This is a genomic window from Acidovorax sp. GW458-11-26-14-TSB4, from assembly GCF_059423865.1.
The window spans coordinates 1-20741 of record NZ_JBWKYR010000034.1 but is presented as its reverse complement, the minus strand read 5'-3'; the positions used below and the strand labels follow the sequence as shown (position 1 = coordinate 20741).

At 67.4% G+C, this 20741-nt stretch carries 22 protein-coding genes; 2 read left to right on the top strand and 20 right to left on the bottom strand.

Features of this window, described 5'->3' with window-relative positions:
* Positions 1-9: 9 nt before the first annotated feature.
* The 10 genes from AC07X5_RS30905 to AC07X5_RS30860 all read right to left on the bottom strand — a co-directional run bounded on the left by AC07X5_RS30905 (position 10) and on the right by AC07X5_RS30860 (position 10927).
* Positions 10-585, bottom strand: coding sequence for a HutD/Ves family protein (locus AC07X5_RS30905; RefSeq protein WP_494773272.1), 576 nt, complete (start codon positions 583-585; stop codon positions 10-12).
* 58 nt (positions 586-643) lie between these two features.
* Positions 644-1399 carry an IclR family transcriptional regulator gene (locus AC07X5_RS30900; protein ID WP_409962392.1) on the bottom strand — a complete coding sequence of 252 codons (756 nt, stop codon included), beginning with the start codon at positions 1397-1399 and terminating at the stop codon, positions 644-646.
* A 20-nt stretch (positions 1400-1419) separates the two neighbouring features.
* On the bottom strand, positions 1420-3153 hold the full coding sequence (gene hutU, locus AC07X5_RS30895) for a urocanate hydratase (RefSeq protein ID WP_494773271.1): 1734 nt from the start codon (positions 3151-3153) through the stop codon (positions 1420-1422).
* Between the two features lie 50 nt (positions 3154-3203).
* A complete protein-coding gene (gene hutH / locus AC07X5_RS30890) occupies positions 3204-4778 on the bottom strand; it encodes a histidine ammonia-lyase (RefSeq protein ID WP_494773270.1) in 1575 nt (524 codons plus the stop codon).
* Positions 4779-4839: 61 nt separating this feature from the next.
* Positions 4840-5619 carry a histidine utilization transcriptional repressor HutC gene (gene hutC / locus AC07X5_RS30885; RefSeq protein WP_494773269.1) on the bottom strand — a complete coding sequence of 260 codons (780 nt, stop codon included), beginning with the start codon at positions 5617-5619 and terminating at the stop codon, positions 4840-4842.
* Positions 5620-5642: 23 nt separating this feature from the next.
* Positions 5643-6425 carry an ABC transporter ATP-binding protein gene (locus AC07X5_RS30880; protein ID WP_494773268.1) on the bottom strand — a complete coding sequence of 261 codons (783 nt, stop codon included), beginning with the start codon at positions 6423-6425 and terminating at the stop codon, positions 5643-5645.
* Positions 6422-7258, bottom strand: a complete 837-nt coding sequence (locus tag AC07X5_RS30875; RefSeq protein WP_494773267.1) for an ABC transporter permease — start codon at positions 7256-7258, stop codon at positions 6422-6424. The genes AC07X5_RS30880 and AC07X5_RS30875 overlap by 4 nt, the downstream gene beginning before the upstream one ends.
* A 25-nt stretch (positions 7259-7283) precedes the next feature.
* A complete protein-coding gene (locus AC07X5_RS30870) occupies positions 7284-8249 on the bottom strand; it encodes an ABC transporter substrate-binding protein (RefSeq protein WP_409962402.1) in 966 nt (321 codons plus the stop codon).
* A gap of 298 nt (positions 8250-8547) precedes the next feature.
* Positions 8548-9696 (bottom strand): acyl-CoA dehydrogenase family protein, encoded by a 1149-nt coding sequence (locus AC07X5_RS30865; RefSeq protein ID WP_494773266.1) that lies wholly within the window; start codon positions 9694-9696, stop codon positions 8548-8550.
* Between the two features lie 28 nt (positions 9697-9724).
* Complete coding sequence (locus AC07X5_RS30860; RefSeq protein WP_494773265.1) at positions 9725-10927, bottom strand: CaiB/BaiF CoA transferase family protein; 1203 nt, start codon at positions 10925-10927, stop codon at positions 9725-9727.
* A gap of 95 nt (positions 10928-11022) precedes the next feature.
* Between AC07X5_RS30860 and AC07X5_RS30855 the strand changes: the two genes are divergently transcribed.
* Positions 11023-11955: a LysR substrate-binding domain-containing protein gene (locus AC07X5_RS30855; protein WP_409962408.1), complete on the top strand. Its 933-nt coding sequence runs from the start codon at positions 11023-11025 to the stop codon at positions 11953-11955.
* A gap of 1 nt (position 11956) precedes the next feature.
* On the opposite strand, the gene AC07X5_RS30850 is transcribed toward AC07X5_RS30855, so the two are convergent.
* The 4 genes from AC07X5_RS30850 to AC07X5_RS30835 are packed head-to-tail and all read right to left on the bottom strand — an operon-like array spanning position 11957 to position 14988.
* The gene (locus AC07X5_RS30850) at positions 11957-13468 is read right to left on the bottom strand and encodes a sensor histidine kinase (protein WP_494773264.1); all 1512 of its coding nucleotides are present in this window, start codon (positions 13466-13468) and stop codon (positions 11957-11959) included.
* Complete coding sequence (locus AC07X5_RS30845) at positions 13465-14157, bottom strand: response regulator transcription factor (protein ID WP_494773263.1); 693 nt, start codon at positions 14155-14157, stop codon at positions 13465-13467. The genes AC07X5_RS30850 and AC07X5_RS30845 overlap by 4 nt, the downstream gene beginning before the upstream one ends.
* 36 nt (positions 14158-14193) lie before the next feature.
* On the bottom strand, positions 14194-14493 hold the full coding sequence (locus tag AC07X5_RS30840; RefSeq protein ID WP_494773262.1) for a hypothetical protein: 300 nt from the start codon (positions 14491-14493) through the stop codon (positions 14194-14196).
* A 21-nt stretch (positions 14494-14514) separates the two neighbouring features.
* Positions 14515-14988: a Spy/CpxP family protein refolding chaperone gene (locus AC07X5_RS30835; protein WP_494773261.1), complete on the bottom strand. Its 474-nt coding sequence runs from the start codon at positions 14986-14988 to the stop codon at positions 14515-14517.
* Positions 14989-15966: 978 nt separating this feature from the next.
* Here AC07X5_RS30835 and AC07X5_RS30830 point away from each other — a divergent pair.
* The gene (locus AC07X5_RS30830) at positions 15967-16725 is read left to right on the top strand and encodes an acetyltransferase domain-containing protein (protein WP_494773260.1); all 759 of its coding nucleotides are present in this window, start codon (positions 15967-15969) and stop codon (positions 16723-16725) included.
* Positions 16726-16804: 79 nt separating this feature from the next.
* Here the strand turns inward: AC07X5_RS30830 and AC07X5_RS30825 are convergent, their stop codons facing one another.
* The 6 genes from AC07X5_RS30825 to AC07X5_RS30800 all read right to left on the bottom strand — a co-directional run.
* Entirely contained in the window at positions 16805-17590 is a 786-nt protein-coding gene (locus tag AC07X5_RS30825; RefSeq protein ID WP_494773259.1) for a peptidylprolyl isomerase, read from the bottom strand.
* Between the two features lie 67 nt (positions 17591-17657).
* Positions 17658-17936, bottom strand: coding sequence for a BolA family protein (locus tag AC07X5_RS30820; RefSeq protein WP_409962215.1), 279 nt, complete (start codon positions 17934-17936; stop codon positions 17658-17660).
* A 5-nt stretch (positions 17937-17941) separates the two neighbouring features.
* The gene (locus tag AC07X5_RS30815) at positions 17942-18481 is read right to left on the bottom strand and encodes a septation protein A (RefSeq protein ID WP_494773258.1); all 540 of its coding nucleotides are present in this window, start codon (positions 18479-18481) and stop codon (positions 17942-17944) included.
* A gap of 6 nt (positions 18482-18487) precedes the next feature.
* Positions 18488-18901: a peptide-methionine (R)-S-oxide reductase MsrB gene (msrB, locus tag AC07X5_RS30810; RefSeq protein WP_409962211.1), complete on the bottom strand. Its 414-nt coding sequence runs from the start codon at positions 18899-18901 to the stop codon at positions 18488-18490.
* Positions 18898-20382, bottom strand: a complete 1485-nt coding sequence (locus AC07X5_RS30805; protein WP_494773257.1) for a protein adenylyltransferase SelO — start codon at positions 20380-20382, stop codon at positions 18898-18900. The genes msrB and AC07X5_RS30805 overlap by 4 nt, the downstream gene beginning before the upstream one ends.
* A 158-nt stretch (positions 20383-20540) precedes the next feature.
* Positions 20541-20741: hypothetical protein (locus AC07X5_RS30800; protein ID WP_494773256.1), on the bottom strand; the 201-nt coding region annotated here is incomplete at its 5' end.

Below are 20741 nucleotides of genomic sequence, written 5' to 3'. Positions count from 1 at the left end.
GGCAAACAGTCAGTCGGAGGGTTCCATGTCCAGGTCGATCCAGGCCAGTGCGGGATCGGCATCCAAAGGTTCCAGCGCATTCTCGGCGGTGCCATTGCTCCACCAAAGACCCTGGCCGGGCTCCAGCACCTCTTCACCGCAGCGCCAGCGTCCACGCAGCACCATGCACAGGCCGGCACGCGCACGGCCCGCCACGCGGGCATGGCCAGTCACCTGCAGGCCGCCGTGCCAACGGCCCCGGCGCACCATGAGGTTGAAGTCGGTGGAGGTGCCGCCCAGCATGGCGCAGTCCACCGGCACGTCGCCCTTGAAAGCCAGGGGTTGCCAGGGCTGATCGAGGTCATGGTCGAGCTGCCCGTCGTTGGAGCGCAGGTGCACCCCGTCGCCGTCGAGCAGCATGATCTGCCGGTCCACGCCCGGGAAGGCCGAGAACGGCCCCGGCGCGGCAATCGTGGCCACGCTCACGCGCCACTCGAAGCCGTCCATGCCCGCGCCCTGCGGCCAGCAGGCCAGCTCGCGCGTGCTGCCGCCGCCATTCTTCCAGGGCACGCTGGGGGTAGAGGCCAGGTCGAAGAACTGCACCATGCTCAGTGCCTCCCCGCCAGGGCGGTCATCGAAAAATCAGTCATCGTTCGTTGTCATGTCAATGCAAAACCAGTTGGCGCGAAATACGCGCCGCGGCCACCACGGCCATGCGGATCAGGGCTTCTTCCTGCCCGCTGGCACGCACGATCGGTGCCATCAGGGTGATGGCACCCACGGACTGGCGCGAGGCACCGAACAAGGGCACGCTGCAACCCCACACGCCTGCGTCCACCTCGCCCGCGCTGGTGGCAAAGCCCGCCTTGCGGATGGCATCGCTCTCTTGCTGTGCGGCCTGGCGCTCTGGCGTGCCCGCGCCCCACAGGCCATCGAGCACGGCAGAGCGCACGCCTTCGGGCAGGTGGGCCAGCACGCACTTGGCCGAGGCGCCCGCCCGCAGGGGCACGCTGCGCCCCTTCTCGAACGAGCAGCGCAGCGAATGCTGGCTCTCCACCATGTCCAGGCAGATGGCCTGGTCGTTCACGGCCACGATCAGGCCCACGCTCTCCTGCGACTGCTGGGCCAGGTCCACCATGTCGGGCCGGGCCTGGCGCACCAGGTGCGACGCCAGGTCGAAGCCCAGCGCCAATTGCAGGCTGAGCGGGCCGGGCGCGTAGAAACCATCGCTCTCCAGCACGAATCCCCAGCGCTTGAGCCGCGCGAGCTGGCGGTACAGCGTGCTGCGTGCCAGGCCCGTGCGCTCCATGAGCTCGGCCGCCGACAGGGCCTTGCCCTGCTGGGCCAGCACGGCCAGCACCTGCAGCACCCGGTCGGCGGTGGGCACGGCCGCAGGGGTCAAGGGTGCGCTCCGGGGCATGTCGCTGGCCTCCAGAAAGATCAGCGCACCATGGGCAGCTTCAGGCCCTGCTTCTTCGCGGTCGCCACGGCCAGGTCGTAGCCGGCGTCGGCATGGCGCATCACGCCGCTGCCGCTGTCGTTGACCAGCACGCGCGCCAGGCGCTCGGCCGCGGCATCGGTGCCGTCGGCCACGATGACCATGCCCGAGTGCTGCGAGTAGCCCATGCCCACACCGCCGCCGTGGTGCAGGCTGACCCAGGTGGCGCCGCCCGCGGTGTTGAGCAGGGCGTTGAGCAGCGGCCAGTCGCTCACGGCGTCGGTGCCGTCCTTCATGCTCTCGGTCTCGCGGTTGGGGCTGGCCACCGAGCCGGTATCGAGGTGGTCGCGGCCGATCACGATGGGCGCCTTGAGCTCGCCGTTCTTCACCATCTCGTTGAAGGCCAGGCCCGCCAGGTGGCGCTCGCCCAGGCCCAGCCAGCAGATGCGCGCGGGCAGGCCCTGGAAGCTGATGCGCTCGCGCGCCATGTCCAGCCAGCGGTGCGTGTGCTTGTTGTTCGGGAACAGTTCCTTGATCTTGGCGTCGGTCTTGTAGATGTCTTCCGGATCGCCCGACAGCGCCACCCAGCGAAACGGGCCCTTGCCTTCGCAGAACATGGGACGGATATAGGCCGGCACGAAGCCCGGGAAGTCGAAGGCATTCTTCACGCCTTCGTCGAACGCCACCTGGCGGATGTTGTTGCCGTAGTCCACCGTGGGGATGCCCATGGCCTGGAAGTCGAGCATGGCCTGCACGTGCACGGCGCAGCTCTTGGCGGCGGCGGCCTTGAGGGCGGCGTGGCGCGCCGGGTCCTTCATCGCGGCCTGCCACTCGGGCACGGTCCAGCCGCTGGGCAGGTAGCCGTTGACCAGGTCGTGCGCCGAGGTCTGGTCGGTCACCAGATCGGGCTTGATGCCACCGGCCTTGGCGCGGCGCACCAGCTCGGGCAGGATGTCGGCCGCATTGCCCAAGAGGGCGATGGAGACGGCTTCCTTGCGCTCGGTATGGTGCTGGATCAGGGCGATGGCATCGTCGATGTCCCTGGCCTGCTTGTCCACATAGCGCGTGCGCAGGCGGAAGTCGATGCTGCTCTGCTGGCATTCGATGTTGAGCGACACGGCGCCGGCCAGCGTGGCGGCCAGGGGCTGTGCGCCGCCCATGCCGCCCAGGCCGGCGGTCAGGATCCACTTGCCCGACAGGTCGTTGCCGTAGTGCTGGCGGCCGGCCTCGACAAAGGTCTCGAAGGTGCCCTGCACGATGCCCTGGCTGCCGATGTAGATCCAGCTGCCGGCCGTCATCTGGCCGTACATGAACAAGCCCTTCTGGTCGAGCTCGTTGAAATGCTCCCAGTTGGCCCACTTGGGCACCAGGTTGGAGTTGGCCAGCAGCACGCGCGGTGCGTTGGCGTGGGTCTTGAACACGCCCACGGGCTTGCCCGACTGCACGAGCAGGGTCTCGTCCTCGTTCAGGTCCTTGAGCGAGGCCAGGATCTGGTCGAAGCACTCCCAGTTGCGCGCGGCACGGCCGATGCCGCCGTAGACCACCAGGTCCTGCGGGCGCTCGGCCACCTCGGGGTCCAGGTTGTTCTGGATCATGCGGTAGGCGGCTTCGGTAAGCCAGTTCTTGCAGGTCAGCTCGGTGCCGCGCGGCGCACGGACCACGCGCGAGGCATCGTGGCGCGGGTCGGTGGTGGAAGCAGCAGAGGCGGCAGCGATGATGGCGTCGTTGGCGTTCATGGTGATCTCCTGGTCAATGGGTGCGAAGAAAGCGGATGGACAGGTAAAACTCAGATATGGCTGGGCAGGCACTGGGTCAGCGGTGCGGGCCAGGCCGATTCGAGCGCCCACAGGCGCATGGCCTCGATGTCGGGCGCCAGGTAGCGGTCCTGCTCCAGGAAGGCCACGCGCTGGCGGATGGCCGCGAGTTGCGCTTCGACGAGCACGGAGCTCTTGAGCCACGGGGTGGCAGTGGCGCCCGGTGCCGGCACGCGCTCGAAGTCGATACCCTGGGCCGCGGCCATGGCTTCGATGCCCACGATCACGGCGGTGTTGCGCACCATCTCACCCAGGCGGCGCGCGCCATAGGTGGCCATGGAGACATGGTCTTCCTGGTTGGCCGAGGTGGGCAGGCTGGTCACGCTGCTCGGGTGGGCCAGGCACTGGTTCTCGGCCGCGAGCGCGGCGGCCGTGACCTGGGCGATCATGAAGCCCGAGTTCACGCCGCTGTCGCGGATCAAAAAGGCTGGCAGCCCGGACAGGCCGGTGTCCAGCAGCAGCGCCAGGCGGCGCTCGGAAATCGCGCCGATCTCGGACACCGCCAGCGCGATGATGTCGGCCGCGAAGGCCACGGGTTCGGCATGGAAGTTGCCGCCCGAGATCACCTCGCCCGTGTCGGTGAAGACCAGCGGGTTGTCCGATGCAGCATTGGCCTCGATGCGCAGCACGCGCGCGGCATGCGTGAGGTTGTCCAGGCAGGCGCCCATGACCTGGGGTACGCAGCGGATGGAATACGGGTCCTGCACGCGGCCGCAGTTCGGATGCGAGGGGTCGATCTCGCTGCCTTCGAGCAGCGCGCGCACGGCGGCCGCCACGGCGATCTGGCCGGCCTGGCCACGCGCCTCGTGGATGCGCGCATCGAAGGGCTTGACCGAGCCCTTGATGGCCTCGAGCGACAGTGCGCCCGAGGTCAGGCCGGCGGCCAGCACACTCTCCGCTCCGAACAGGCCGGCCAGCGCCAGCGCGGTGGAGACCTGCGTGCCATTGAGCAGGGCCAGCCCTTCCTTGGGGCCCAGCACGAAGGGCGCCAGGCCCACGGCGGCCATGGCCTCGCGGCCGCCGACCACCTTGCCATCGACCTTGGCCTGGCCTTCGCCGATCAGCACGCAGGCCAGGTGGGCCAGCGGCGCCAGGTCGCCCGAGGCGCCGACCGAGCCCTTGGCCGGAATCACGGGCAGCACGTCGGCATTGGCCAGCGCCAGCAACGCATCGACCAGTGCCGGGCGCACGCCCGAGTGGCCACGCGCCAGGCTCACGGCCTTGGTGGCCAGCACCATGCGCACCACGGGGTCGGGCAGCGCCTCGCCCGTGCCCACGCTGTGCGACAGCACCAGGTTGCGCTGCAGCTCGGCCAGGCGGTCATGGGCGATCTTGGTGCTGGCCAGCTTGCCGAAGCCGGTGTTGATGCCGTAGACCACCTGGTCCTCGTCCACGATGCGCTGCACGGTGGCCTCGGAGGCCTGCATGCCGGCCAGGGCCGCGGGGTCGAGCGCCAGGCGCAGGCCGCCGGCGCTGACGCGGCGCAGTTCGGCAAGGCTCACGTGGCCGGGGCGCAGCACCAGGGTGTTGGAGTTTGCAGTGGTCATTGGTTAGTCCTGTATATACAAGTTGGCACAAGCGAAAAAATGGAAGGCTGCCAGGGCAGACTCACTCGAAAACGGGGTTGCCGTCCGCTCGGAAGCGGCTGCCCAACCGGTAGCGCGATGACGGGTGCAGGCAGCGCACCATGGTCACGGGCACACCCCGGCTCCAGGTGCGCCGCGTGAGCAGCAGGCACGGCTGGGCCGGGTCCATCTCCAGCAACTGGGCCTGGTCGGGCGTGGGCAGCACCGCGTCCACCACATGCTCGACCTGGTCGAAAGGCACGTTGCGCACCAGGAACTCCGAGGGCTGCAGCAGCGTGAAATCCTGCTGCGCGAACTGGGGCACGACGCGCGGGTTCACGTAGCGGTCTTCGAGTTGCACGGGCAGCCCGTCTTCCAGGTGCACGCACACGGCGTGGAACACCGACTCGCCGGTGCGCATGTCGAGCGCCGCCGCCACTTCCATGGTGGCCGAGACGCGCTCCACGGTCAGCACCTTGCAGCGGTAGTCGTGCCCGCGCTGGCGGATCTCGCTGGCCAGGTTGGCGATCTGCAGCAGCGTGGACTGGGGCTTGTCCTCGGCCACGAAGCTGCCCACGCCGGCCACGCGCACGATGCGGCCCTGCTCTGCCAGCTCGCGCAGCGCGCGGTTCACGGTCATGCGCGACATGCCGAACTGCGTCACCAGGTCGTTCTCGGACGGCAGGCGGTCGCCGGCCTTCCAGGAGCCGTCCTGGATCTTGCGCGCAATGTGGTCCTTGATCTGCTGGTACAGGGCGAGCGCCGACGTCTCGGGCTGGGGTGCAGCCTTGGGGCGGGTGCGGGCGGTTGAAGCGGCAGGCATGGTGACGAATCGACCCGGTCGGCTCAGTGGGCGTCCGCCGCCATGGATTCGGCGCGGATCTCTTCGGTCAGGCGCGCCTTGAGGTCCATGAACTCGGGCGAGGTCTTGATCGTGTAATGGCGCGGGTGCGGCAGGTCCACGGCCAGCTCGGTCTTGATGCGGCCCGGGCGGGCGCTGAACACGGCCACGCGGTTGGCCATGAAGATGGCCTCGTCGATGTCGTGGGTCACGAACATCACGGTCTTGCGCTCGGCCTCCCAGATGCCCAGCAGCAGCTCCTGCATGAGCACGCGGGTCTGGTTGTCCAGGGCGCCGAAGGGCTCGTCCATGAGCAAAATCTTGGGGTCGTTGGCCAGCGCACGGGCAATGGCCGTGCGCTGCTGCATGCCACCCGACAGCTGCTTGGGGAAATGCTGCTCGAAGCCGCGCAGACCCACCTTGGCGATGAAGTAGGCGGCGCGCTCCTTTTGCTGCGCCTCGGGCATGCCGCGCTCGCGCAGGCCGAAGCGGATGTTCTGCTCGATGGTGAGCCAGGGGAACAGCGTGTAGCTCTGGAACACCATGCCGCGGTCGGCGCCCGGGCCTTCCACGGGGCGCCCGCCCAGCAGCACGCGGCCTTCGGTGGGGTGGTCGAGCCCGGCCACGATGCGCAGCATGGTCGACTTGCCGCAGCCCGAGGGGCCGAGAATGGTCACGAAGTCGTTCTCGGCGACGTCGAAGTCCACGGGAAGCAGGGCCTGGGTGGTCTGCCCCTTGGGGCTGACGAAGGTGCGCGAGACACCTTGGATGGACAGCAGCGGGCTCATCGCAGGGCGCTCCATGCAAACAGACGGCGGTTGACGAATTTGAAGACGGTGTCCGACACCAGCCCGATGAGGCCGATGATGATGATGCCGAAGATGATCTGGCCGGTGTTGAGCAGCGCCTGGCTGTCGGTGATCATGTGGCCGATGCCCGAGGACGAGCCGATCAGCTCGGCCACGATCACATAGGTCCAGGCCCAGCCCAGCACCAGGCGCAGGGTCTCGGCGATGTCGGGTGCGGCACCGGGGATCAGCACGCGGCGCACGATGCCGGTGGGGCTGGAGCCCAGCGTGTAGGCCGCCTCCACCAGGTCCTTGCGGGCATTGCCGACGATGACGGCCACCATCAGGATGATCTGGAACACCGAGCCGATGAAGATCACAAGCAGCTTTTGCAGCTCGCCAAGGCCCGCCCACAGGATGAGCAGCGGGATGAAGGCCGAGGCCGGCAGGTAGCGGCAGAACGAGACGAAGGGCTCGAGGAACGCCTCCACCCCCTTGTGCGCGCCCATCGCGATACCCAGGGGCACCGCGATGACCGCCGCCAGAATGAAGCCGCCCAGCACGCGCCACACGGTCATGCCGATGTCGTGCAGAAAGCCGAACTCGGTGAACAGCAGCCAGCCTTCCTTGGCCATGGTGATGGGGCTGGCCAGGAACGTGGGCGACACGAAGCCCCCCAGCGTGAACACGGCCCAGACGGCGAAGAACAGGATGAAAAACGCCACCCCCAGGATCAGCCGCGTGCGGGTGCTCACAGGTTCTAGCGGGGCCAGGGCCCGGCGGCGCGGCCGCTCTGGCTCCAGCGAAGGTGCAACACCCATCACGCGACTCATGGTTCTATCCTCTTTTGGTTACTGCTTACTTGATGAAGCTGTCGTCGAACATCGCGGGGAAGTTCTCGGGCGCCTTGCGGATCACGCCAGCCTCCAGCAGGATGGCACCGGCGTCCTTCATGAACGCGCTGAGCTCACCCGCGAAGAACTTCTGGTTGGCCGCCTTGTCCTGCCAGCGCAGGAAGGCCGAGGACTTGGCGAAGGCCTCGCCCGTCTGCTTGACGGCCGAGCCCATGATCTCGTTGGACTTGACGGGGTCGGCCTTGATCATCTCCAGGGCTTCGAAGTACGAGTTGGTCAGCGCCTGCGCCGCCTTGGCGTTGGCCTTGAGCCAGGTGGGGTCGCAGCCCACGGTGTCCATCACCATGGGGTACTCGATGGTCGTGGCCAGGATCTTGCCGGCAGCGGGGTTGGCGCGCACGGTGGACAGGTAGGGCTCGTAGGTCATGGCACCGTCGTTCTGGCCCGACACGAAGGCCTGGGCCGCGGGCTGGGGCTCCAGCGAGACGATCTTCACGTCCTTGAGGCTCATGCCGTTCTTGGACAGCATCCAGGCCAGGCCGAAGTACGGGGCCGTACCCGGGGCGCTCACGCCGATGGACTTGCCCTTGAGGTCGGCAAAGCTCTTGACGTCGTTGCGCACGGCCAGGCCGTCGGCGCCGTAGGACTTGTCCATCTGGAAGATCTGCACGATGGGCACGCCGTTGGTGTTCCAGGCCACGTGGGTTTCCACCGTGGTGGCCGCGCACTGGATGGCCTTGGAGGCCAGCGCCAGGTGGCGGTCCTTCTGGGGGATCATCTTCAGTTCCACGTCCAGGCCGTTCTTCTTGAAGATGCCGGCCTTGTCCGCCAGCGTCAGCGGGGCGAAGCCCGTCCAGCCGGACATGCCCAGGGCAATCTTGGTCTCCTGGGCCTGGGCCGGTGCGGCCAGCCCCACCACGCATGCAACCGCCGCTGCCAGCGACGCCATCTTCACAACCGTTCGGCTCATCATCAGCTCCTGTAGGGGAAAAAAGTACTTTTGTTCATCCGGAGGGAAGCAGGCCGTGCTCCCTGGGTTCGATGATGGTGGCTCTATCGTACCTGTCTATACAGGGTTAACGCTAGGAAACCGCCCTCAGGGGCCCAAGAAACCGCCCTGCTTCCCGCCGTTTGGGAAAGCCCAAAGGGCCATCCCATCGACAGGCCCGGCATGGGCGCTGGCCGGTACTTCACCGGCACGGGAATTTAGCAAATTGCGGGCCAGTGCCGGCCCACCAACTTGCACCAGAAAGGTGCATGGCAGGCCATCAACCCAGCAGGGTGCGCGCAATGATGTTGCGCTGCACTTCCGAAGAACCCTCGTAGATGCGCAGGATGCGAGCATCGCGCACATAGCGCTCCAGCGGCATCTCGCGCGTGTAGCCATAGCCGCCATGGATCTGCAGCGCCGCATCGGCCACGAAGCCCACCATCTCGGAGGCATGGAGCTTGGCCATGGCCGACTGCAGCGTGAAGGGCTGGCCCGCCTGGCGCAGCGCCAGCGCTTGCAGCGTGAGGCCCCAGGAGGCCTCCAGGCGCAGCTTCATGTCGGCCAGCATCCACTGCAGGCCCTGCTTGCCGGCAAGGGGCTCGCCGCCGACCAGGCGCTCCTTCATCCAGTGCGTGGCGTCCGCAATCGCCGCCTCGGCAATACCCAGGGCCGTGGCGGCCACGTCCAGGCGGCTGTTGTCCAGCACCTTCATCGCAATCTTGAAACCTGTTCCCTCGGCGCCCAGCAGGTTGGCCGCCGGCACGCGCACGCCATCGAATGCGACCTCGAACGCATGCGCGCCCTGGATGCCCATGAGCTTTTCGGGCGAGGACACGCTGATGCCCGGCGTAGCGGTTTCCACGACGAAGGCGCTGACACCGCGTGCGCCCGCATCGGCATCGGTCTTGGCGAAGACCACCAGGAACTGCGCCTCGCGCGCGTTGGAGATGAAGTGCTTGACGCCGTCGATGCGGTAGTGGTCGCCCTCGCGCACGGCCCGGGTGCGCATGTCGGCCGGGTGCGAGCCGCCGCGCGGCTCGGTGAGGGCAAAGCCCGCCAGCCATTCACCGCTGCCCGCGCGCGGCAGAAAGCGCTGGTGCTGCTCGGCACTGCCACCGATGAGTACCGCATCGGTGCCCAGGTAGTGCGCGCCGATCATCGACGAGGTAGCGGCGCAGGCGCGCGATATCTCCACCAGCGACAGCAGCATGGCCGTGGGCGTGACGCCTGCACCGCCCAGGTGCTCGGGCAGGTTCATGCCCATCACACCCAGCGCGGCCAGTTGCGGCACATGGTAGGTGACGGAGAGGGCCGCCTCGTCGATCTCGCGGGCGCGCGGCGCCAGCACCTCGCGGGCAAAGCGGGCCACGGCGTCGGCAACGCCCTGGTCCTCGGGGGTCACACCCAGTCGGTTCATCGGATTCATGAAAAAGCTCCTTGTGGAATGGGTGAAATCAGACGGGGCCGAAGAGCCCCGCCTCTCGCAATGCGGCAAGTCGCTCGCCACCGCAGTGCAGCAGCGCGTCCATGAGTTCATCGGTGTGCTCACCCAGTGCGGGCGCGGGCTCGGCCCGGTTGGGCGCAGCGCCGCCGAACTTGACGGGCTGGGTGGGCACGCGCAAGCCGGGCAGGCGCGGGTCGTGCACCTCGCGCAGCAGGCCGCGCGCCCTGCCCTGCTCGGATTCGAGCGCCTGGGCGGTGCTCCACAGCGGCCCGCCGGGCACACCCGCCGCCTCCAGCGCGGCCACCACCTCGGCCACCGGCAACTGCCCGGCCCAGGCCTCGATGGCGGCTGCCAGCAAAGGCTCGTTGGCATGGCGCAATTCGTCACTGGCAAAGCGCGCGTCTTGCGCAAACCCGGGTTCGCCGATGAGCTGCGCGAGCGCGGCAAACAGCTTGTGGTTGAGCACCGCCAGCGCGAAATGCCCGTCGCGCGCGCGGTAGACACCGAACGGCGCCGAGAACGCATGCCGGTTGCCGCTGCGCTGCGGGCTCTGGCCGGTGAACAGGTAGCGCCCCACGCCGGTGACCAGGAAGGCCAGCGTGGCGTCGAACATGGCCACGTCCACATGCTGGCCCTCGCCCGTGCGGCGCTGCTGCAGCAGCGCAGCCAGAGTGGCCCAGGAGGCGAACAGGCCGGCAATCACATCGGACACGGCCTCGCCCACCATGGTCGGGGCACCACCCGGCTCGCCCGTGGACTCCATCAGGCCGCTCATGGCCTGCACGATGATGTCGTAGGCCGGCAGGTGGGCCAGCGGCCCGGTCTGGCCAAAGCCCGACACGCTCACGTACACCAGCCTGGGGTTCACGCGGCGCAAGGCCTCGGGGCCCACGCCCAGGCGCTCGGCCACCCCGGGACGGAAGTTCTCGACCACCACGTCGGCCGTGGCGGCCAGGGCCGCGATGGTCTGCGCCGCATCGGGGTGTTTGAGGTCGAGCACCAGGCTCTTCTTGTTGCGGTTGAGCGCCGTGAACAGGCTGCTCATGCCCTCGCGCATGGGGCCGATGTGGCGGTAGTCGTCGCCCGTGGGCGGCTCGACCTTGATGACCTCGGCGCCCAGGTCGGCCAGCAGGGCCGTGGACAGCGGGCCCGCGAGCACGCGGCTGAAGTCGAGGATGCGCACGCCGTCGAGCGGGCGGGTGGTTGCAGTCATGGCAAGGAACTCCGTGGGCTGATCGGGAGTTCCCATGGTTGCCCATTCCTGCATCAAAATAAAATATTCAATCTTGATACATTGGATCAACCATCTTGATCAATATCAGCCTGCGCCAGCTCGAATACTTTGTGGCCGCCGCCCAGCACGGCGGCGCGGCGCGGGCCGCGCACGCGCTCAGCGTGTCGCAGCCCTCCATCTCCAAGGCCATTGCCGACCTGGAATCGCTGTGGGACGAGGTGCTGTTCGTGCGCCGCCACGCGCGCGGCCTGGACCTCACGGCCGCCGGCCGGCAGCGCCAGCGCGAGGCCCAGGTGCTGCTGGACAAGGCCCGCGCCCTCGAAGGCCCGCGGCGCGAGGAAGAGGCCGGGCTGCTGCGCGTGGGCTGCCTGTCCACGCTGGCGCCGCGCTACCTGCCCGAAATCCTGGTGCGCATGCGCGCCAAGCACCCGCAGGTGGAGATCGAGGTGCACGAGGCCGACACCGAGACCCTGGTGCAGCAGCTGGAGCGCGGCGCCCTGGACACCGCCCTGCTCTACGACCTGGGCCTGGCACGCGCCGTGCGGCTGGAGGCCGTCACCTCCTTCGTGCCCTATGCACTGCTGCCCGCAGGCCATGCGCTGGCCGGGCGCAGCAGCCTCGCGCTGTCCACCCTGGCGCAGGAGCCCTTCGTCCTCATCAACCTGCCGCACAGCCGCGAGTATTTCCTCTCGCTGTTCCGCCAGGCCGGTGTGGCGCCGCGCATCGCGTACGAGACACCGTCGATCGAGATGGTGCGCTCGCTGGTGGCCAATGGCCTCGGGGTGTCGCTGCTCACCACGCGGCCGGCGCGCGACTGGAGCTATGACGGCAAGCGCATTGCCTGCCGCCGCCTGCGCGGGCCGCTCGCCCCACAATCGGTGGTGCTGGCCACCCCGGGCCGGCAGGGGCACGAGAACCCGCGCTCGGCCCTGTTCGCGCGCATCGCGAAAGCTGCCTTTGCGCAGCAGCGCGACGCGATGACCGCGCCCGGATCGGCCTCCCGGTAGTTCACCCCTTGGTAGGCGTCACCTGTGCAGGCTCGGCCGGCAGCGTGATGCGCACCGACAGGCCCGGCGAGGCATTGCGCAGCTCGAACTGCCCGCCATGCGCCTGCGCCACCAGCCGGCACAGGTACAGCCCCAGGCCCACCCCGCCCGTGGCGCGCTGGCGCGCCACGTCGGGGCGGTAGAAGGCCTGGGCCATGCGCGCCAGGTGCTCGGGCGGCACGCCGGGGCCATGGTCGCGCACCTCCAGCTCCACGCCGGTGGCGGTGCTGCGCAGGTGCAGCTCGGGCGGCGAGGCCGTGGGCTCGCAGTGGCGCAGGCTGTTGTCCAGCAGGTTGCGCAGCACCAGGCGCAGGCGCCCCCGGTCCAGCGCCAGCACGGGCAGGGCCGGGTCGGCGATGACCACGATGTCGTCGGCGCAGTCGTGGCGCGCCTCCAGTTCAGTGATCACCTCGCGCGCAAGCTCGGGCAGGTTGGTGGGCTCGCGGTGCAGCGCGGCATGGCGGCCCGCCAGGCGTTCGCTTTCCAGCAGGTCGGAGATCAGGTGCGCCATCTCCCCCAGGTCGCGCATCAGCGCCTCGCGCTGGGTCCCCACGTCAGGGCCTTCGGGCAGCAACTCGGTGTTCAGGCGCGCACGGGTCAGCGGGCTGCGCAACTCGTGGCTCATGGCCAGCAACAGGGCACGCTTGGCCTCCAGCATCTGGTGGATGTCGTCACCCATGGTGTTGATGGTGGCTGCCAGCTGGCCCAGTTCATCGGGGCGGTGGGCGTGGCGCACGGGAATGGGTTCGCCGAAGTCGCCCTCGCCAAAGCGCCGGGCGCCGCGGCGGATGTCATCGAGCGGCCGCAGCAGGTGGCGGATGTAGACATAGGCCAGCCCCGTGAGCAGCAGCAGCACCGACAGCGTGACCCAGGCAACGCGCGGCTTTTGCTCCCAGGTCATGGCATTGAGGCCGAACTCGATGGAGTGGCCGTCTGCCGTCGTGCGCTGCAGCAGGCGGTGGCCATCGTCGCTGTCGCCCAGCCAGTGCCGCTCGGGCCGGTCCTTGTCCCTGGCCTTGTCCTTGTCCTTGTCGCGCATCCAGTCAGGGCGCGGAATGTCGGGGTGCGAGACCCAGTTGACCACCGGCCCCTCGATGCGCAGGTGGATCGGCAGGCGCTGCACGATGGCCTGGGCGCGCTCCACGCTGGGCGGGCTGCCGATCTCGCCGGCCAGCCGGTCCACATAGTCCATGAGCAGCGGCCGTGCCGCCTCGCGCCAGCCCACCGACAAGGCCTTCTGCACGCCGCCGACAAAGGTGATGGTGGTCATGCAGGCCAGCACCAGGAACAGCAGCACCAGGCGGATGCGCAGCGAATGCCCGACGGCGTCGCGCGCACGCCGGTGCCAGGGGCAAGGCTGACCGTCCTCGCCATGGTGATGGCGATGGTGGTGGCGCCACCAGCCGCGGCGCCCGCCCGGGGCCGGCGGTGCACCGGTCACATCGGCCGCGCCGCGTTGCCCCCAGCGCCTCATGGCTGCGCCTTCCGCAGAGCCAGCGAGTAGCCGGCGTTGCGCAGCGTCTTGATGCAGTCCAGCGGTTCGAGCTTCTTGCGCAGGCGGCTGACAACGATGTCCACCGCACGGGTGTAGAGCTCGGCCTCGTGGCCGCGCAGCTGGTTGAGGATATCGTCGCGGCTGAACACGCGGCCCGGCTCGCGCGCCAGCAGGTGCAAGAGGTCGAATTCGGTACCGGTCAGCTCCACCGCCACGCCCTGGCGCAGCACGCTGCGGCGTGCGGCGTCGATGTGCAGGCCCTCGAATTCCAGCGGCCCCTGGCCCTGCCCATTGCCCGGCCCGTCGCTGCGCCGCCGGCGCAGCACCGTCTGCAAGCGCGCGACCAATTCGCGCGGTTCAAACGGCTTGGGCAGGTAGTCGTCGGCGCCCAGCTCCAGCCCCACCACCCGGTCCATCACGTCGCCGCGCGCGGTGAGCATGACGATGGGCAGGTCTCCTTGCTTGCGGATGGTGCGGCACAGCTCGAAGCCATCCATCTCGGGGAGCATCACATCGAGGATGGCGGCATCAAAGCCGCCCGCCGCGAGCTGCGCCAGCCCCTCGCTGGGCCTGAGCGCATGCGTGAGCTCCAGCTCGAAGCGCTGGAAATAGGTCGCCAGCGGGGGGCCGAGCTGTGCGTCGTCATCAATGAGCAGGATCCGGTGCATGGCCGATTCTAAGAAGGTCGAGGGGTACCGGGGATGTCAGGAGTCCAGGGCACCGCCCAGCGCGCGGTGGCGCACGATCAACTGGCGCAGGCGGTGCTTGGCGCCGGTGTGCAGGGCGTCGAAGCGGTCGGCCGCGTCCAGCAACGCTGGCAGCGTCAGGGCGGCATGCTCGGGCTGCCGCGCCAGCAGGCCCATGGCGTGCTCGCGGTCGAAGCGGGGCCCCCAGACCAGCGACATCAGCTCGTCATGGGGGTCCGGCAGGCCCGCCAGCAACTGGGGGCCATGCAGGCGCACGCGCTCGGTCAGCGTGTGGATGGGGTGCAGTGCGGGGGACATGCGTGGCTCTCCTTCCCGCGCTCAGCCGTGGGCCATCCAGCCACCCCGGTGGCCGCGCTTGTTCATCATGTCGCGCACCTTCTGCTGCTGATCGGGGTTCAGGCTGTCGTAGAAGTCGGCCATGGCGGCGATCACCTCGGGGCCGGCGGTCTGCACGGCGCGGGTTTTCTCCTCCATCAGGGCCTGGGCGCGGGCACGGTCGAAGGTGGCACCGGCGACGATGGCCTGCACCTCGGCGCGCGGGTCGGGCGTCTTGCCCTTGAACGCGGCGCGCTGGGCCTGCAGGGTGTCGGCCAGTGCGTTGAGCTTGACCTTCTGGGCATCGTTGAGGTCGAGCTTGCTGCTCACGCGGTTGACGACCTTGCCGCGGATCTCGGCGATCTTCTCGGGGCCCATCTCGCCGCGGTGGTGGCCGCCTGCGCATGCGGTCAGCCCGCCCAGGACGATGGTGGCGCCGAACACGCCGGCCAGGGTTTTTTGGATCCAGGGTTTCATGGTGCAGTCCTTTCATGGACGGTGTTGAACATGGGCCTATGGTGCGCCTGGGCGGTTTTTTGGGGGTCTCGGGGCAGTTTCGGTTTATTTCAGAATGTATCTACCGATGGCGGTGCTGCCCGTGCTTGCCGTGCTTGCCGTGCTTGCCGTGCTTGCCGTGCTTGCCGTGCTTGCTGCATGCTTTTGCCAAGGGCGGGAGCCGGGATGTGCGCCCGGCGGCGCACCTACTTTCTTTTTGCGCAAAAAGAAAGTAGGCAAAGAAACAGCGCCCCACAGCCCGCGTCCCTTCGCTGCGCTACGGGCAACCTGCGATGCTCGGTCCTGGGGTGGCGTCGCTGAACTCGCTTCGTTCTTCGAACTCCGCTCGGACAGCAGCGACGAGCCAGACCACGAAGCGCATGTCCTTCGGCACGCGCCCACCCCAGGCCCTGCGCTTCTCGGCACGGTCAGAAGGGGGTGGGAGCGAGCTCCACACGGGCCATTGCTTCGCTCGGCCCCAGCTGCCTCGCTGCGCTTCGGCCTTGTCGGCAGTGCGCAGCGCGTAACCGACACCCTGCGCAGCTGCGAGAGCAGCAGCCGTTTTTGACCCCGCTCCCCACCCCTGCTGGCTGCGCCGAGGAGCGCAGGAACTGGGGTGGGTGCATGTGCCGAAGGACACATGCACTTCGTGCTCTGGCTTGCCGATGCTGTTTGACCGGAGCTCCCTCGCAGAGGGAGCGCAGGGAGTTCATCGGCACCACCCCAGTTCCGAGCACCGCAGGTTGCCCGTAGCGAAGCGAAGGGACGCAGACTGGGGGTCGCCTTTTCTTGGCCCACCTTCTTTTGGCGACGCAAAAGAAGGTGGGTGCGCCGCCGGGCGCACATCCCGGCTCCCGCCCTCAGCCAAAGCACACAGCAACCATGCCCACAAGCACCAGCACAGCACAGCAACCAAGCCACGCTACGATCCACCCCACGCCCACCGCGCTTGCGCCCCGAATGACCCCACTCTCAAAACCACCCCGCTACGAAGCCGTAGACGCCCTGCGCGCAGCCGCCATGGTCTGGATGGCCGCCTTCCACTTCTGCTTCGACCTGGCCCACTTCGGCGTATGGCCCCAGGACTTCCGCACCGACCCGGTGTGGACCACGCAACGCACCCTGATCCTGAGCCTGTTCCTGTTCTGCGCCGGCCTGGGCCAGGCCATTGCGCTGCACCAGGGGCAGAGCCTGCAGCGCTTCACCCGCCGCTGGCTGCAGATCGCCGGCTGCGCCCTGCTGGTGAGCCTGGGCTCGTTCTTCATGTTCCCGCGCAGCTTTATCTACTTCGGCGTGCTGCACGGCATGGCAGTCATGCTGCTGATCGCGCGCTTCACGGCCGGATGGGGCGCATGGCTGTGGCTGTGCGGGCTGGTGGCGCTGGCGTTGCCCGTGGCCGCTACCCACCTGCTGACGGGGGCCTTCAGCGACCTGGCCCCTGCCTTCGATGCCCGCATGCTCAACTGGCTGGGGCTGGTGGCGCGCAAGCCATTCACCGAAGACTACGTGCCCATCTTTCCCTGGCTGGGCGTGCTCTGGTGGGGGTTGGCCGCAGGCCAGTGGGCCTTGCGCAACGGGGGCGGCTGGCTACGGGAGCCCCTGCCGCGGGCCTTCTCGCCGCTGTCGGTACTGGGCAGCTGGTCGCTGAGCTTCTACATGGTGCACCAGCCGGTGCTCATTCCCATCGCGATGGGGCTGGCCTGGATCTTCAAGCCGTGAACAACAATTCCAGATCCCCATGAAAAAACGCGGCCTCGGCCGCGTTTTTTGTTGCTGCCGAAAGGCGGCAGGGAATCGATTACTCGACCTTGGCCTTGGCGCGCAAGTCTTCCTGGAACTTGGCCAGCTTCTGCTGTTGCAGTTGCTGGGCAACCTGGGGCTTCACATCTTCGAGCTTGGGCAGCTCGGCCTGGCGCACGTCGTCCAGGCGGATGATGTGGTAACCAAACTGGCTCTTGACGGGCGTCTGGGTCATCTTGCCCTTTTCGAGCTTGATCATGGCTTCGGTGAATTCCGACACGTAGCTCGAAGGGGTGGCCCAGTCCATGGCGCCGCCGTTGGCACCGGAGCCTGGATCCTTGGATTGCTTCTTGGCGATCTCTTCGAACTTGGCGCCCTTGTTGATGGCGGCAATCGCGGCCTTGGCGTCGGCTTCCTTCTCGATCAGGATATGGCTGGCCTTGTATTCCTTGCCGCTGTTGGCGGCCACGAACTTGTCGTACTCGGCCTTGATTTCCTCGTCGGTCACGGGGTTGTTCTTCTGGAAATCGAGGACCAGCTCATTGGCCAGGATGCCCTGCCGCGCCATTTCCATGCTCAGCTTGAAATCGGACGACGCGTCCAGGCCGCGCTTTTGCGCTTCCTGTGCAAACACCTCTTGAAGGATCAGCCTGTCCTTGATCTGGGCATCGGCTTCGGGAGGCATGGGCCGGCCCGTGCGCGCGAATTGCTGCTTGATCAACTCGGCACGCTCCTTGGGGATGGCCTTGCCATTGACGATGGCGATGTTCTGGGCGGAAACGGGCAGGGCCATCGTGCCCAGCACGGCAGCGGCCACGAGGCCGGACAGGAGCTGTTTCTTCATGCGGAATCCAAAAAATGAGATAGTAGTTGCCAGCTGAAATCCGGCAAATCAGGACAGTGGGGCCGGTTCAGAGGATTTCAATAGCGAGGGCGTGGACGCCCGCATCCAAAAATTCCTGCAGCGCATCATACACAAGGCGGTGGCGCGCCACGCGGGGCTTGCCTGTAAGCAAAGGTGAGGCAATCCGCACCCGGAAATGGGTGCCGAAACCCGTGCCATTGGCGCCGACATGCCCGGCATGGTCGGCGCTTTCGTCGATCACTTCAAGTGCCGTGGGCGCCAGTCGCTCGACCAGGCGCTCGTGCATCTGGCGCGCCAGGCTGGACGGGGCGGCGGTATCGGTCATGGTCGTCATGCGGCGGGCTCGTCACTCTTGAGGTGGGGCGCAATATAGATGCCCTGCGCCACCAGGAAGACCAGCGGGAACGCATAGCCCCAGAGCTTGAACTCCACCCAGGCCTCGGTGCTGAAATTGATCACCACGTAGGCATTGATGGCGGACATGAAGGCGCAATACACCACCCAAGCCACGTTCAGCCGCATCCAGACGCCATCGGGCAGCTCCATCTGGCTGCCGAGCAGCAGCTTGAGATAGTTCTTCTTGAACACCCACAGCGCCACGGCCAGCGCCAGGGCCATGGCACCATAGAGCACCGTCGGCTTCCACTTGATGAAGCGATCGTCCTGCAGCACCAGCGTGAGCGTGCCGAACAGCAGGATCAGCGCCAGCGTGATCTTGTGCATGGTCTGCAACCGCCGGTCGATCAGGTAGATCAGCGCCATCTGCACCACCGTGGCAGCCATCAGCACGCCGGTGGCCACATAGATGTTGTAAAACTTGTAGGCGCCGACGAAGAGCAGGATGGGGAGGAAGTCGATCAGGATTTTCATGCGGGATCAGGGCGCCTTGTCTTCAAAGTCCAGCGATGCCGAATTCATGCAGTAGCGCAGGCCCGTGGGCTGGGGGCCATCTTCGAACACGTGGCCCAGGTGGGCCCCGCATTGTGCACACACGGTCTCGGTGCGCACCATGCCATGGCTGTGGTCCACGATTTCCTGGATGGAACCGGGCACGGCCTCGGAAAAACTGGGCCAGCCGCAGCCCGCATCGAACTTGGTGTGCGAGTCGAACAGCTTGGCTCCGCAGCAGATGCAATGGTAGCTGCCGTCGGCCCAGTGGGCCTCGTACTTTCCGGTGAAAGGGCGCTCGGTGGCGGCATAGCGCGTAACCTGCAGCGCGGCGGGCTCTGCCCCCTTTTCCTGCAGCACGGCCTGCCATTGGGCATCGGTCTTGTGGACGGGATAGGTCATGATGAACAGCTGATCTCGATGGTGGAAGCCCAAGCGGGCGGGAAGGCAGCGTAGGAATCGTGCCCGGGATGCTCTTCAAATGGGTCTTCGAGCAACCGCTGCAAGGTTTGGAGTGGGCCGAAGTCGCCAAGTTTCGCCGCCCGGATGGCTTCTTCGCACAAATGGTTGCGCAGCACGAACTTGGGGTTCACGGCCAGCATGGCCTTGGATACGCGGGCACGGTCAGCCAGCCGGGCATCGGCCAGGTAGGTGGCAAGCCAGGCATCCCACCCCTCCTGGTCAGCCACCATGCCGCGCACGGGCTCGAACTCGCCCGAGGCGACGGCATGCGACAGGCGGCGCCAGAAAATGGGGTAATCCACCCCGCCCTTGGCCAGCAGCACCAGCAGGCCGTCGATCAGCTCGGCATCGCCCTCCCCGGCCACGTCGCCCAGGCCCAGCTTGGCGCGCATGCGGGCCATGAACTCGGCGGGAAAGACGGTCTTGTACGACCCCAGCGCGGCCATGGCCAGTTCCTGGTCACCGATCAGCGGCAGCAGCGCCTGCGCCAGGCAGAACACGTTCCAGTAAGCCACATTGGGCTGGCGGTTGTAGGCATAGCGGCCCTGGGTGTCGCTGTGGTTGCAGACATGGCCGGGCACGAAGGAATCGAGGAACTGGAACGGCCCGTAGTCGATGGTCAGGCCCAGGATGCTCATGTTGTCGGTGTTCATCACCCCGTGGCAGAAGCCCACGGCCTGCCACTGCGCCAGGAGCACCGCCGTGCGCTCGCTCACGGCCTGCAGCAGCGCGGCATAGGGGTTGCCCGCCAGCTCGCTGCGCCCCCGGCATTCGGGGTAATAGCGGTCGATCACATAGTCGGCGAGGGCCTTGAGTTCGGCCTCCATGCCATTGGCCGAAAAATGCTCGAAGTGCCCGAAGCGGATGAAGCTTGGCGCCACGCGGGTCACCACGGCGGCCGTCTCGACCTCCTCGCGGCGCACCGGCGCGGGCGAACCCGTGATGCACAGGGCCCGTGTGGTCGGCACGCCCAGGCCCTGCATCGCCTCGCTGCACAGAAACTCGCGGATGCTCGAGCGCAGCACGGCCCGGCCATCCCCCCCGCGCGAATACGGTGTACGGCCCGCGCCCTTGAGCTGGATTTCGTGGCCGCCAATCGTCTCGCCCAGCAGGATGGCCCGGCCATCGCCCAACTGGCCGGCCCAGATGCCGAACTGGTGGCCGCTATACACGCTGGCCAATGGGCGTGAGCCCGGAAGCATGGCGTTGCCCGTGAACGCCTGCAAGGCTGCATCGCTGCGCAGCCAGGCCTCATCGATCCCCGCCAGACGCGCCACGCTGCCACTGGTCCCAACCCAATGGGCGCTGGGCAGGGGCGTGGGCTGCAGTTCGGTGAAAAACGCCGGCCCCAGGTCCGCAAACCCGTTGCGCCAGGTCAGGCCGGATGCCAGTGCGGCCTCGCTGTCGATGGACATGTTCATGCCCCGATTGTCCCCGAGCTGCGAGGCCCCGCTTCCAGTCGGGGCATGTTGGGGGTGCGCACCCCGTTTTGTCACCAATCGTTTCCTCGACAACAACAGTCGTCGCGATGGTCAATGCTTTTCAAGCTGATCCAGGAAATCCACAAAACCCCATCAAATCATTGGCTTATATGCTTTTCAAGGGATTCGGAAGAAGGCATTCGGCGCAGGAAATTCAGGGTAAACCCGAGACTTGTACCTGAATAATTATTCCTAAAACTGAAATAGACAGTTCGCGACTGACTGGTTTTTCTCTGAACACGTGCGGCGTACAGTTCAACCCATCGATGAGCCGAACCCGCAAGGCGACTCACCGAACC

Bases quoted from the DNA above. Each gene is read 5' to 3' on its own strand.
- AC07X5_RS30875 (WP_494773267.1), bottom strand. From the start codon at position 7,258: ATGAGTCGCGTGATGGGTGTTGCACCTTCGCTGGAGCCAGAGCGGCCG.
- AC07X5_RS30820 (WP_409962215.1), bottom strand. From the start codon at position 17,936: ATGACCGATACCGCCGCCCCGTCCAGCCTGGCGCGCCAGATGCACGAG.
- AC07X5_RS30830 (WP_494773260.1), top strand. From the start codon at position 15,967: ATGACCCCACTCTCAAAACCACCCCGCTACGAAGCCGTAGACGCCCTG.
- msrB (WP_409962211.1), bottom strand. From the start codon at position 18,901: ATGACCTATCCCGTCCACAAGACCGATGCCCAATGGCAGGCCGTGCTG.
- AC07X5_RS30845 (WP_494773263.1), bottom strand. From the start codon at position 14,157: ATGCACCGGATCCTGCTCATTGATGACGACGCACAGCTCGGCCCCCCG.
- AC07X5_RS30900 (WP_409962392.1), bottom strand. From the start codon at position 1,399: ATGCCCCGGAGCGCACCCTTGACCCCTGCGGCCGTGCCCACCGCCGAC.
- hutU (WP_494773271.1), bottom strand. From the start codon at position 3,153: ATGAACGCCAACGACGCCATCATCGCTGCCGCCTCTGCTGCTTCCACC.
- AC07X5_RS30905 (WP_494773272.1), bottom strand. From the start codon at position 585: ATGGTGCAGTTCTTCGACCTGGCCTCTACCCCCAGCGTGCCCTGGAAG.
- AC07X5_RS30865 (WP_494773266.1), bottom strand. From the start codon at position 9,696: ATGAATCCGATGAACCGACTGGGTGTGACCCCCGAGGACCAGGGCGTT.
- AC07X5_RS30850 (WP_494773264.1), bottom strand. From the start codon at position 13,468: ATGAGGCGCTGGGGGCAACGCGGCGCGGCCGATGTGACCGGTGCACCG.
- AC07X5_RS30815 (WP_494773258.1), bottom strand. From the start codon at position 18,481: ATGAAAATCCTGATCGACTTCCTCCCCATCCTGCTCTTCGTCGGCGCC.
- hutC (WP_494773269.1), bottom strand. From the start codon at position 5,619: ATGCCTGCCGCTTCAACCGCCCGCACCCGCCCCAAGGCTGCACCCCAG.
- hutH (WP_494773270.1), bottom strand. From the start codon at position 4,778: ATGACCACTGCAAACTCCAACACCCTGGTGCTGCGCCCCGGCCACGTG.
- AC07X5_RS30840 (WP_494773262.1), bottom strand. From the start codon at position 14,493: ATGTCCCCCGCACTGCACCCCATCCACACGCTGACCGAGCGCGTGCGC.
- AC07X5_RS30880 (WP_494773268.1), bottom strand. From the start codon at position 6,425: ATGAGCCCGCTGCTGTCCATCCAAGGTGTCTCGCGCACCTTCGTCAGC.
- AC07X5_RS30805 (WP_494773257.1), bottom strand. From the start codon at position 20,382: ATGAACATGTCCATCGACAGCGAGGCCGCACTGGCATCCGGCCTGACC.
- AC07X5_RS30870 (WP_409962402.1), bottom strand. From the start codon at position 8,249: ATGAGCCGAACGGTTGTGAAGATGGCGTCGCTGGCAGCGGCGGTTGCA.
- AC07X5_RS30860 (WP_494773265.1), bottom strand. From the start codon at position 10,927: ATGACTGCAACCACCCGCCCGCTCGACGGCGTGCGCATCCTCGACTTC.
- AC07X5_RS30825 (WP_494773259.1), bottom strand. From the start codon at position 17,590: ATGAAGAAACAGCTCCTGTCCGGCCTCGTGGCCGCTGCCGTGCTGGGC.
- AC07X5_RS30835 (WP_494773261.1), bottom strand. From the start codon at position 14,988: ATGAAACCCTGGATCCAAAAAACCCTGGCCGGCGTGTTCGGCGCCACC.